This is a genomic window from Ditibartonella apihabitans (genome assembly GCF_002007485.1).
Lineage (GTDB): Bacteria > Pseudomonadota > Alphaproteobacteria > Rhizobiales > Rhizobiaceae > Bartonella > Bartonella apihabitans.
On sequence record NZ_CP015820.1, the window covers coordinates 817,069 to 829,520 of the forward strand.

Here is a 12,452-nt window from a genome sequence, read left to right on the forward strand (position 1 = left end):
GTTTCGAGTATTTGTAGCCGAGTATCCTATGAGTGTTGTCCGTCTTGTAAAAGATCTCGTTCAGTCTTCTCCTGAAGAAGTATGGCGTAACCAGATTTTAAAGGGTGACTGCGTCGCAGCGCTCAATAAATTGCCCAGTCAATCGGTTGATGTAATTTTTGCCGATCCTCCCTATAATCTACAACTTGCAAATACACTTCATCGTCCCGATCAATCATTGGTGGATGCTGTGGATGATGATTGGGACCAGTTCGAGAGCTTTGCAGCCTATGATGCTTTCACCCGTGCGTGGCTTCTTGCCTGCCGCAGAGTATTGAAGCCGAATGGCACAATCTGGGTGATTGGCTCCTATCATAATATTTTTCGCGTTGGTACAGCCTTGCAAGATCTCGGTTTCTGGATGCTCAACGATATTATCTGGCGTAAGACCAACCCGATGCCGAACTTCAGAGGACGCCGGTTTCAGAATGCGCATGAAACATTGATCTGGGCATCGCGCGACCAGAATGCAAAAAAATACACCTTCAATTACGAAGCGATGAAAGCAGCCAATGATGACGTGCAGATGCGTTCTGATTGGCTCTTTCCGATCTGTACCGGAGCTGAACGCTTGAAGGACGAAAACGGCCATAAAATTCATCCTACACAGAAACCGGAAGCTTTGCTTTCCCGTATCATCATGTCGTCGACAAAACCGGGCGACGTTATTCTGGATCCGTTTTTCGGGTCGGGCACGACCGGCGCGGTTGCAAGGCGCCTTGGCCGCGATTTTGTGGGTATCGAGCGTGAACAATCCTATATTGATGCGGCTTTGGAAAGAATTGCTGCGGTCGAACCGTTAGAAAAGCCTGAACTTGCAATGATCTCGGGGAAACGGTCGGAACCCCGTGTCGCCTTTGTAAGCCTGCTTGAAGCAGGATTATTGAAACCGGGCAGCGTTCTTTATGACAAAAAACGTGAGCATACAGCCATTGTCCGTGCAGATGGAACTGTCGTGGTTGATGGTGAAGCCGGTTCGATCCATATGATGGGACGAAAGGTGCAAAACAGCGCAAGCTGCAATGGGTGGACGTTCTGGTATTTTGAAAAAAATGGTCAGCTCGTTTTGATAGACGAACTGCGTTTAACTATTCGGGAACAAATGGCCAAGCATGGCGTTTAAACTTCAAATGGCCGGATAACCTCCAGTCTCCGGTCTTATACAAAAGGCGTGCGCATGAATTGCGCCGCCTTTTTATTTTTGCGCGTATTTTTGAATTTTATTTATTTTGAAAATTGCAATGCGTGTTTTTGTGGTGTCCGATTTTTTCTTGTTTTCGATTTAAAAATTTCCGGAAAGGCAACAGCAATTGCTTTTTTCATGACCGTTGGCAATGCTTCATTGTCGAGCTGATCTAACCGGCACCACCAACCGTTTCCGGCTCGTGTTTTTTCGACATTTTCTGCCAAATAAACATCAAGCGTGAGAGAAAAATGGGTAAAAATATGATGAGCCTGTCCTTTGAATAACCATTTTTCGCTAAACGGGGCGTCAGCAACAGAATAAGTTTGTTGATCGCCGAACTGATTGGGAATTTGTGTCATTCCACCAAGCAGCCCTGAACTATGCCGTTTCTCCAGATAGATTTCATCATTTCTGCTTAATGCTATAAAAGCAACGCCATGACGTTGTGGCCTCTTTATCTTTGGCGGTTTGACAGGAAATGCTTCGGGCCTTGCTATTTTCTTCGCCTTGCAAAGGCTATCAACAGGGCAAATCATGCATTTTGGTTCACGCGGAGTACAGATTGATGCACCTAAATCCATCATGCTCTGTGCAAAATCTCCACAACGTGTAGATGGTGTCAGATCTTGCGTCTTGTTTTTTATAATTGCTTTTGCCTGCGGCAATGGCTCCTCAATGGCGAACAGGCGGGCAACAATCCGTTCGACATTGCCGTCAACGACGGCAGCCGGCTGATTATAGGCGATAGAAAGAATAGCTGCCGCTGTATAATCGCCAATTCCGGGAAGTTTTTTCAACTTTTCGAGCGAACACGGGAATACGCCATCATAGTCGCTTGCAACCTGGTTAGCACATTGTTTAAGGTTTCTTGCACGCGAATAGTAACCTAGGCCGGCCCATGCTTTCAGCACATCTTCAAGATCGGCTTTCGCAAGACTAAAAACATCAGGCCATTTGGTGACAAACTTCTTGAAATACGGTTTTACAGCTTCGACGGTGGTTTGTTGCAACATCACTTCCGAGAGCCAAACCCGATAAGGATCAGGTTTTTCACCGTTCAAAAGATCAGCCGGAGCAATTCGCCATGGTAATGTTCTATGATAGTGATCATACCAGAAAAGTAGCTTGTCGGAAAAATCTGTCATGTATTTCTCCAACCATAATTTATCTAAAAAATCAAAAGAAAAGGTAGCAGGCTAATGCCGAGTTCTCCGTTTTGATCCTTCCTATGTGAGAAAAATAAAGCATTTTGGTGACATCAGGTTGTGGCAGACGTCTGACGAAACAGCCCAATAAAACAATCAAACATATCGACTTTGACGTTAGCGGGAATCTTTTAAAAAATATATCCTTAGAAATTCATAATTACCCGACAAATGGAGCGGTGGTCGCAGGAGTGTTAGGTGGATATTCCAAAGCAACCTTTTAGATTGTTAAGGAGTATGAGGCTAGGACCCTTCGGTGACTGATAAACTGTTAAAACGCCCGAAAAAGTTTCTTAAAACCACGAAAAACAACAAATAACGCCTATCTGATAAATGCGTTCTCTTTGCTAGGATATCGTTTGAAATAGATAATTCTTGATAAAAAGAGATTTTTTATATTGGTTCCACGATTAATATATGAATGCCTATAAGATATTTCCGAACCAAGGTCAGGCAATCAAAATTGTTTACATCGGAGCTGCTAACGGTTAATTTGGAAGCCGCTTTTTAAAGCCAAGGTCGAGAATGGCGCTGTGTCCGTTTGAACCCGTTTTCGTAAATTCATTGTCGAGGGCACCGTGAATATTCCCGTTTATATTATCAATCTTGATCGCTCGAAAGAACGCTTCAATAAAGTTGCACAATCTGCCGAAGCGGCGGGGCTCGATTATCATCGTATACCGGCGGTTGATGGCAGCAAGATCAATTTTCAGAATATGCCGGAAATTGATGTTAAAAGGTTTCAGCGTTGCCACGGGAAGAATATTCTTCCCGGAGAAGCCGGGTGCTATTTAAGTCATCTTCAAGCACTGTCTGTTATTGCAAATGGCCAGTCTCCTTATGCTGTCATTGTAGAGGATGATGTCGGATTTAATCAGGACTTTAACAAACTTATCGAAAAGCTCTCTGAAGTTGACGGGTGGGATGTCATAAAATTTGCCAATCATCGTAACCGGATTTTTCGTAAAATGATGGATATCACCGATGAAGTGTCTATCGGCCGATATTTACATGGCCCGTTGGGTAGCTCCGCAGCCTATATGGTAACCCGCGAGGGGGCGAAGAAGCTTCTTGATAAACTGACGCCGATGCGTCTTCCTTACGATGTAGCGCTTGAACGCGGTTGGAGCGGGTACAAAGCTTTCTCGACGAACAAGAATATCGTAAAATTTTTTCATATCGATCATTCGACAATCGTGGAGGGAAGAAAATCCTATCATAAAATGCAGTTACCGAAATGGAAACGGATTGGAACCCTGTTTTTCCGGATATCGGATTATATCCGTCGTATCATTTATGGGCTTCAGCCTTCCGGTTTGAAACTTCAAGATAGGGTGAAAAAATGAAAGCAATTGTCACAGGTGCAGCCGGTTTTATTGGTTTTGCAACGACAAAAGAACTCTTGAAGCAAGGTTTCGAGGTTGTCGGGGTCGATAATCTGAACAATTATTATTCTGTCTCGCTCAAAAAAGCACGTCTTGAGGAGATAAACAACAATTCATCATTTCGTTTTGTTCTGGCCGACATAGCCAATAAAGAACAAGTCGAGCGGGCTATCGGCAATGAAAAAAATGTAGACGTTATTGTTCATTTGGCAGCACAGGCAGGGGTGCGTTACTCCATAGAAAATCCTTCTGCATATGTAAGTGCGAATGTCGAAGGTGAAGTCAGAATCTTCGAACAGGCGTTGAAGTTTGAGTCCTGTCCGCCGGTTGTTTATGCAAGCTCGTCATCTGTATATGGTGCTAACAGAAAGATACCTTTTTCCGAAGAAGACAGAGTGGATGATCCGGTTTCGGTTTATGCTGCAACAAAAAGGGCTGGCGAGTTGCTTGCACGCTCCTATGCCCATGTTCACAACCTCAAAACAACCGGATTAAGATTTTTTACCGTCTATGGCCCTTGGGGGAGACCCGATATGGCCCCTTGGCTTTTTACAGACGCTATTCTGGCTGGCCGTCCGATAAAACTTTTTAACTACGGTAAAATGCAACGTGATTTTACCTTTATTGACGATATTGTGCGCGGCGTTATGTCTGTGGTACAAAAAATTATAAATGAACCGGAAAAAGTGGCCGATATCTACAATCTTGGCAATAACCAACCGGTTCAACTATTGGAATTTGTTGCAGCTATTGAACAGGCAACAGGAAAAAAAGCGCTTACCGAACTTTGTCCTATGCCGCCAGCGGATGTTGAAAAAACCTATGCGGATATTTCACGGGCTGAAAGGGATTTGGATTTTCATCCGACAGTGTCGATCAGGCAAGGCATGGCAAGCTTCGTTCAATGGTTTAAACATTATCAGGGCAAATAATGGGGTGGAAACCGAAAAAACGACATTTTTCTTCACTTGCTGAAACAAGTTCAAAATTGCTTGATCCAATTTTACGTAAAAAAACGGGTCTAAGCCTTGAACTTATGACAAATTGGCCACTCCTTGTCGGCGAGGATATCGCTGATAGCACAATGCCTTTGAAAATCATATGGGCACGGCGCGCCAGCATCGACGATCCATTTAAACCGGCAACTCTTGTTGTCGGTTGCGAAGCTTACGCGGCGATGATTTTAACCCATGAAACAAATGAGGTTCTTCAGCGGATAAATGCATTTTTTGGTTTTGTTGCAATCAATCGTATAAAAATAGAACAACATATGATTGAAAAAGAGGAAGTCGTCCGCTCAGGGCCTCTTCCGGTCGACGACAATGATCGCAAGCGGATTGACGAACTTACCTGCCGGATAGAAAGTGATGCTCTGCGCAATTCTTTGAAAGATTTGGGGCTATCTATTTTCGCACAGAAACATTCTGTTCGTGACAAAAAATTTAATAATTAGCTCAAGACAATTATTGGTCTATGACTTATAAAAATAATAAAGCTTGCCTTCTAAATAGCGAGTTTCAAGTTTGAACGAAATAAAAAGAAAAGGTAATATTATGCTTAATACGAAAAACAGTCGACGTCTCCGTTGTTTTGCCGCCGCTTTCGGGTTGGCTGCAACGACCTGTTTTGCTATTTTGCCTTCTTTTGGCGCGGATAATAAACCTGCCGAAACCAAAACAGTCGAGGTCAAGTCTAACGGTACAGTTGATATGACAAAACTGCTGGAACCGGGCAAAGGCAAAGAAATGGTAGAAGGTAATGCTGACGCGCCGGTAACAATTGTGGAATATGCTTCTGTTACTTGCGGCCATTGTGCTGCTTTCTTTAATGAAACGCTGCCATCCATCCGTGATAAATACATTAAAACCGGCAAGGCACGTTTGGTATTCCGGGAATTTGCTTATGATGCAAGGGCACAAGCAGGCTATATGCTCGCGCGCTGTGTTCCGGAAGACCGTTATTTCCCGATGATACAGGTTCTTTTTGAACGGCAAATGGAATGGGCTGCCGCCGATGATGCATTGCCTCCTTTGAAAAAAATTGCAGCCATGGCAGGACTTGACGAAAATGGCGTAGAAGCCTGTTTGAAAAACCAGTCGGTTCTGGATGAAGTGAAAAGCTCTTTCGAACGTGGAAAAGAATTCGGCGTTACTTCGACACCGACATTTTTTATCAATGGCAAGAAGTATGAAGGCGCATTGTCTGTGGACGAGATGTCTTCTGTGATAGATAGTTTTCTAAAATAAGAAAAATATGTCATAAAAAGGGTGCAGAAGATGAGCTGCATCCTTTTTTCTAATTCGTAGGTAGGTTTATGCAGTTTACGAAACTGCGACTGGTCGGTTTTAAATCCTTTGTTGAAGCCCAGGAATTCGTGATAGAACGTGGGCTAACAGGTGTCGTCGGCCCTAACGGATGTGGAAAATCGAACCTTGTTGAATCTCTTCGCTGGGTCATGGGAGAGAATTCATACAAAAACATGCGTGCTTCCGGCATGGATGACGTGATTTTTTCCGGTTCTGCAACACGCCCACCCCGTAATTTTGCTGAAGTCACACTGTTTCTTGATAACTCCGATCGCAGCGCTCCTGCGGCTTTTAATGATGCAGATGAATTACAGGTTTCTCGCCGCATCGAGAGAGATTCAGGTTCGGTATATCGGATCAATGGGAAAGAAGTGCGGGCGAAAGATGTCCAATTATTGTTTGCTGACCAGTCAACGGGAGCGCGTTCTCCTTCCATGGTCGGTCAGGGGCGTATTGGCGAGCTTATACAGGCAAAACCTCAGGCACGCCGTGCTTTATTGGAAGAAGCGGCAGGCATTTCGGGGCTTCATTCGCGCCGTCATGAAGCAGAATTACGTCTGAAAGCGGCAGAAGGCAATCTTGATAGACTTGAAGATGTTGTAGGAGATCTTTCATCGCGGATTGAAAGTTTGAAGCGCCAGTCACGGCAGGCAAATCGCTTCAAAGCTCTTTCGGCAGAAATCAGGCAGGCCGAAGCGGGGCTTTTCTATTTGCGCTGGTCTGAAAATAAAACGCAAGAAGTCGAAGCGACAACGATACTCAATCGTGCGACTATGCTTGTCGCAGAAAAAGCTCAGGCACATATGCGTGCCGAAAAAGCACAGGAAGAAAGCAAAAATAAACTTCCTCCCTTGCGAGAGGAAGCAGCCAGAGCCTCTGCTGCTCATCAAAGATTGAGTCTTGAACTGAAACAACTTGATGAGGAGAAAAATCGTAATCGTCAACGGCAATTGGATTTGATGCGTCGGCTTGAACAGCTTGACTCCGACATTGCTCGCGAAGAACAGCTTGCAAAAGATAATGAACAAAGTCTGGAAAGGCTGGTTGACGAGGAAGAGACGTTGAAGCTTGAGGCGGAAAACCAGCAGGAAACCGAAATAGAGCTTAATGTTCTTTATGAAGAGCAACAAAGCCGGTTGAATAATAGTGAAGCCGAGGCAGGCGAACTCACCAAAATTCTGGCAGAGGCGAGGGCTGAAAAAGCAAGAATTCTTGACCAGATCGCCGACTTTACGAAACGCGGCGAGCGGCTTGACGAAACGATAGCCGAGGTCAAACAGCAGATCGAAATTTTGAAGGCAGATCTTGATTCTGCAGATAAGATCGGTGCGGCTCAAGCTGCATTGACTGAAGCAGAAGCGCAACTTGCAGAAAATGAAGAACTGCTACAGACATGCGAACTTGATACTGAAAAAGCGCGGGAAGAAGAAAATGCTGCCCGTCCTGCGGTTTCGGATTGTCGCGATCAATTAAATGCCCTCACAACGGAAGCACGTACTCTCGAACAGCTCCTGAATAGCTCGATCAGCGGAGAATTTCCGCCAGTGGTTGATGAAATTACTGTAGACGACGGTTTGGAAGTTGCACTGGGGGCAGCTTTGGGTGATGACCTTGAAGGATCACTCGACGAGGGCGCTCCGCTTTTCTGGAGCGGTTATAAAGGCAAATATGATCGTCCCGCTCTTCCAAATGGTGTCAAGCCATTGGCCGATTTTGTAAAAGCTCCGGAGGAACTGACTGAAGCACTTGCCCAGATCGGTGTTGTAGACGAGGAAGAAGGCGAACGGCTACAGCCGGAATTAAAAGTCGGACAAAAACTGGTAAGCCGCCATGGAGCCGTCTGGCGTTGGGACGGCTTAAGAGCACGAGCCGATGCGCCGACAGCAAGTGCGCAACGTCTGGCTCAAAAAAATCGGCTTCAAGTTTTGTCACATCTCGTCAATGAGGCAAAAACAGCATTGGGCAAAGCGGAAGAAAAACTCGCTGAATTGTCAAAGAAAGCAGGAGATGCACAGCTCTATGAACGTGAAATACGGGCAAAATTACGCTCGTCCCGTGACAAATGTGAGGAAGCCCGACAGCTCTATACGAGAATTGAACGCGAACATTCCGAACATCGTTTGCGTCTTTCTGCGCTGGAAGAGAATGCTTTAAATCTTGGACAGGAGAAAGCCGAGAACGCCAGAAAACTTGAAGCTGTTTCGAGCGAACAAGAGAAATTGCCCGATATCTCCTCTATTGAAGAAAAACTGAAAATTTTTTCAGAAAAAATTTCTTCCGAGCGGAAAATGGTTTCGGAAGCATTGGCTAAACTTCAAAATTGGAAGCAGAACGCTAGTGCTCGTATACGCAGGCTTGAAGTTATCGGTTCTGAACGGAAAAATTGGCAGAACCGCATCGAAAACGCAAAAAATCAGATAAAGTCTCTAAAAGCCCGTCGCGAAGAAGCAATAGTTGAAGTTGAACAATTGGCCGAGACGCCGGAAGGAATAGAGGAAAAGCGCCAAAAACTGCTTGATGTGATTGCTAAAACAGAACAGGACGGACATGAGATCATGGATCGCTTGGCCGAGGCGGAGGCGATCCAGACAACGCTTGATAAACAAACTTCGGAAGCCTTTGTCAAATTGTCTACAAGCCGCGAGGAACGTGCACGCGCCGAAGAGCGGCTTAATGCGGCGGTCGATCGCCGCAAAGATATTGAAGCAAGAATTAGCGAAGCTTTGAACTGCCCACCACATGAAACGCTGCGTCTCGCTGGGTTTTCTCTGGAAGGAGAAATGCCCGACATTGAAACGCTTGACCATAAACTCGAGCGATTGCGTATCGAACGCGAACGGTTGGGAGCAGTCAATCTACGTGCCGACGAGGAAGAAAAAGAGCTGCGTTCGCGATTCGATTCAATTACCGATGAACGCGACGATGTGATTGAAGCAATCAAAAAGTTACGCCTTGCAATTGTCAATCTCAATCGCGAAGGACGGGAACGCCTGCTTTCGGCCTTTACCAGAGTGAATGAAGAGTTCCAGCGTCTCTATCACCATCTTTTTGGCGGTGGTACTGCCGAGCTGCAACTGATTGAGTCGGATGACCCTCTGGATGCCGGCGTCGAGATTTTGGCACGACCTCCGGGGAAAAAACCGCAAACCATGACATTATTGTCCGGCGGCGAACAAGCCTTGACGGCTATGGCTTTGATTTTTGCTGTATTTCTGACCAGTCCTGCACCGATTTGTGTCCTTGACGAGGTTGATGCACCGCTCGACGATCACAATGTCGAACGTTATTGCAATTTGATGGAGGAAATGGCGAAATCGACTGAAACGCGTTTTGTCGTTATCACCCATAACCCGATTACTATGGCGCGGATGAATCGTCTGTTCGGCGTGACAATGGGCGAGCAGGGGGTTTCGCAGCTCGTATCGGTTGATTTGCAAACTGCAGAAAAAATGCGTGATGTCAGTTAATATTCTACAGTCAAGCTTTTGTTATTCAATCGATTTGGTTGAATTGTAAAAAAAATTGATGTTGGTATTAGACTAAATGTCATTTAAGCTAGGGACGAAAGTTGAAAACTGTATTTCTTCTTTGTGGGGAAGCACGAATTTCATATTTGAATATTAGACATTCAAATCAATCGGAGGATATTTGTTTAAAATGACAAAATGGGTTTACAGCTTTGGTAATGGAAAGGCTGACGGGGCGGCATCGGAACGTAATCTTTTGGGCGGCAAAGGCGCAAATTTGGCAGAGATGAGCAATCTGGGATTGCCCGTTCCTCCCGGCTTTACAATTACCACAGAAGTCTGCACCTATTTTTATAATAACAATAAAACCTATCCGGACAAACTCGATGAAACTGTTCAAAAGTGCCTTGCAGAGGTTGGTAAGCTGACAGGGCGCCGCTTCGGCGACAAAGACAAGCCTTTACTGGTTTCGGTGCGTTCGGGTGCTCGTGCGTCCATGCCCGGCATGATGGATACAGTGTTGAACCTCGGGCTCAATGATGAAACGGTCAAAGCAATCGCCAGAGAAACTGGTGATGAACGTTTTGCTTATGATAGCTATCGCCGTTTTATCCAGATGTATTCAAATGTTGTGCTAGGGCTTGATGGCGCATTATTTGAAGAAATTATTGATGATGCCAAAGCGCGTCACGGTTATGAGGTCGACACAGAGATGACAGCCAAAGATTGGCAGGATGTCATCGTTTCCTATAAGGAATGCGTCGAAAAAGAAATGGGAGAGCCATTTCCCCAAGACCCTGAAAAACAGCTCTGGGGAGCAATTAGCGCCGTTTTCCTGAGCTGGATGACACCACGAGCTGTTACTTATCGCGAACTTCATGATATTCCTGAAAGCTGGGGCACAGCCGTTAATGTTCAGGCAATGGTGTTCGGCAATATGGGGGATGATTCGGCGACAGGTGTTGCTTTTACCCGCAATCCATCGACAGGTGAAAATGCACTTTTCGGAGAATTTCTTGTCAATGCACAAGGGGAAGATGTTGTCGCCGGTATCAGAACACCACAGAATATAACCGAAGCTGCACGCATTGCTGCCGGTTCCGACAAACCGTCTCTCGAAAAGACGTTGCCACAAGCCTTTGCTGCTTTCAACGATATTGCCCATAAACTCGAAAAACATTATCGCGACATGCAAGACATGGAATTTACCATTGAAAAGGGTAAATTGTGGATGTTGCAAACCCGTATCGGTAAACGTACAGCGCGCGCCGCACTCAAAATGGCTGTCGATATGGTCGAGGAAGGGTTGATTGACCGCACCGAAGCGATCGCGCGTATTGATCCGAAGTCACTTGACCAGCTTCTCCATCCGACACTTGACCCCAAAGCTAAAAAGATAGTCTTGGGAACAGGTCTTCCGGCTTCTCCGGGGGCGGCTACCGGTGAAATTGTTTTTTCATCCGAGGAAGCAGAAAATGCAACCAAAGAAGGACACAAGGTTGTTTTGGTCAGGGTGGAAACAAGCCCGGAAGACATTAACGGTATGCATGTGGCAGAAGGTGTTTTGACAACACGTGGCGGTATGACGAGCCATGCGGCTGTTGTTGCTCGTGGAATGGGAAAACCTTGTGTTTCGGGTGCAGGAACTATCCATATCGATTACCGCGCAGGCACACTGAAAGCGGGTGGTGAAACCTTCCATAGAGGAGATATTATAACAATCGACGGTGGTAATGGCGAAATTTACAAAGGCAAAGTTGCTATGTTGCAACCGAAAATGTCGGGTGATTTTGCCAAACTCATGTCTTGGGCCGATGAAAAACGGCGTATGCATGTTTGCGCAAATGCCGAAACACCGCAAGACGCGCGAATGGCCCGTTCATTCGGGGCAGAAGGTATCGGGCTTTGCCGTACCGAGCACATGTTTTTTGCCGGAGACCGTATCATTTCAATGCGTGAAATGATTTTGGCCAATGACGAAGAAGGGCGTCGAAAAGCATTGGCAAAACTTTTGCCTATGCAGCGTTCGGACTTTGTCGAATTGTTCGAAATCATGCATGGTCTTCCTGTGACAATAAGGCTGTTGGATCCCCCGCTTCATGAATTCTTGCCGAAAACGGATGTCGAGGTTGCCGAAGTTGCCAAAGCAATGTCAATTCCGGCCGGGGTAATCAAAGAGAGAGCCGCCGAGCTTCACGAATTCAATCCGATGCTTGGGCTACGCGGTTGCCGTCTGGCAATTACTTATCCTGAAATTGCCGAAATGCAGGCGCGTGCGATTTTTGAAGCTGCGATAGAAGCAGCAAAAGCTACAAAAGAAACTGTTATACCCGAAATCATGGTGCCATTGGTAGCACTCAAGGCGGAACTTGATTACGTCAAGGAACGCATTGATGAAACAGCCAAAGCGGTTATGAAAGAACATGGCGTAACCATAAAATATCTGGTTGGAACCATGATTGAATTGCCAAGAGCTGCGATTTGTGCTGCCGAGATTGCCAAATCGGCCGAGTTTTTCTCTTTCGGTACCAATGATCTGACACAGACGACCTTCGGTATTTCACGTGATGACGCTGGCCCGTTCCTTTCAACCTATATTAAAAAAGGCTTGTTGGAACAGGACCCGTTTGTTTCGATCGATCGTGATGGCGTCGGTGAACTTGTCAAGATAGGCGCAACGCGGGGAAGAAGCCAACGGCACGATATCAAACTTGGCATTTGTGGCGAACATGGCGGAGATCCTGCATCAATCGACTTGTGCGAAGAAAATGGATTGAACTATGTTTCCTGCTCGCCATTCCGTGTGCCAATAGCAAGGCTTGCCGCAGCACAAGCGGCAATCAGACACCAGAAGTAGGTATTGG

At 45.9% G+C, this 12,452-nt stretch carries 8 protein-coding genes; 7 read left to right on the plus strand and 1 reads right to left on the minus strand.

All coding sequences use genetic code 11. The annotated features are described in order from the left end of the window. Positions 1-28: 28 nt before the first annotated feature. Entirely contained in the window at positions 29-1,162 is a 1,134-nt protein-coding gene (locus BBC0178_RS03645) for a site-specific DNA-methyltransferase (protein ID WP_078040344.1), read from the plus strand. 101 nt (positions 1,163-1,263) lie between these two features. On the opposite strand, the gene mutY is transcribed toward BBC0178_RS03645, so the two are convergent. Beyond that, entirely contained in the window at positions 1,264-2,370 is a 1,107-nt protein-coding gene (gene mutY, locus BBC0178_RS03650; protein ID WP_078039246.1) for an A/G-specific adenine glycosylase, read from the minus strand. Between the two features lie 638 nt (positions 2,371-3,008). On the opposite strand from mutY, the gene BBC0178_RS03655 reads away from it, so the two are divergent. From BBC0178_RS03655 to ppdK, 6 genes are all read left to right on the plus strand, one after another. Then, complete coding sequence (locus BBC0178_RS03655; protein ID WP_078039247.1) at positions 3,009-3,776, plus strand: glycosyltransferase family 25 protein; 768 nt, start codon at positions 3,009-3,011, stop codon at positions 3,774-3,776. Then, positions 3,773-4,747 (plus strand): SDR family NAD(P)-dependent oxidoreductase, encoded by a 975-nt coding sequence (locus BBC0178_RS03660; RefSeq protein WP_078039248.1) that lies wholly within the window; start codon positions 3,773-3,775, stop codon positions 4,745-4,747. The genes BBC0178_RS03655 and BBC0178_RS03660 overlap by 4 nt, the downstream gene beginning before the upstream one ends. Further along, a complete protein-coding gene (locus BBC0178_RS03665) occupies positions 4,747-5,268 on the plus strand; it encodes a DUF721 domain-containing protein (RefSeq protein WP_078039249.1) in 522 nt (173 codons plus the stop codon). The genes BBC0178_RS03660 and BBC0178_RS03665 overlap by 1 nt, the downstream gene beginning before the upstream one ends. Before the next feature lie 100 nt (positions 5,269-5,368). Then, complete coding sequence (locus BBC0178_RS03670; protein ID WP_078039250.1) at positions 5,369-6,061, plus strand: DsbA family protein; 693 nt, start codon at positions 5,369-5,371, stop codon at positions 6,059-6,061. 68 nt (positions 6,062-6,129) lie between these two features. Continuing rightward, a complete protein-coding gene (gene smc, locus BBC0178_RS03675; protein ID WP_078039251.1) occupies positions 6,130-9,588 on the plus strand; it encodes a chromosome segregation protein SMC in 3,459 nt (1,152 codons plus the stop codon). A 190-nt stretch (positions 9,589-9,778) separates the two neighbouring features. Then, positions 9,779-12,445 (plus strand): pyruvate, phosphate dikinase, encoded by a 2,667-nt coding sequence (gene ppdK / locus BBC0178_RS03680; RefSeq protein ID WP_078039252.1) that lies wholly within the window; start codon positions 9,779-9,781, stop codon positions 12,443-12,445. The last annotated feature ends 7 nt before the right edge of the window (positions 12,446-12,452 follow it).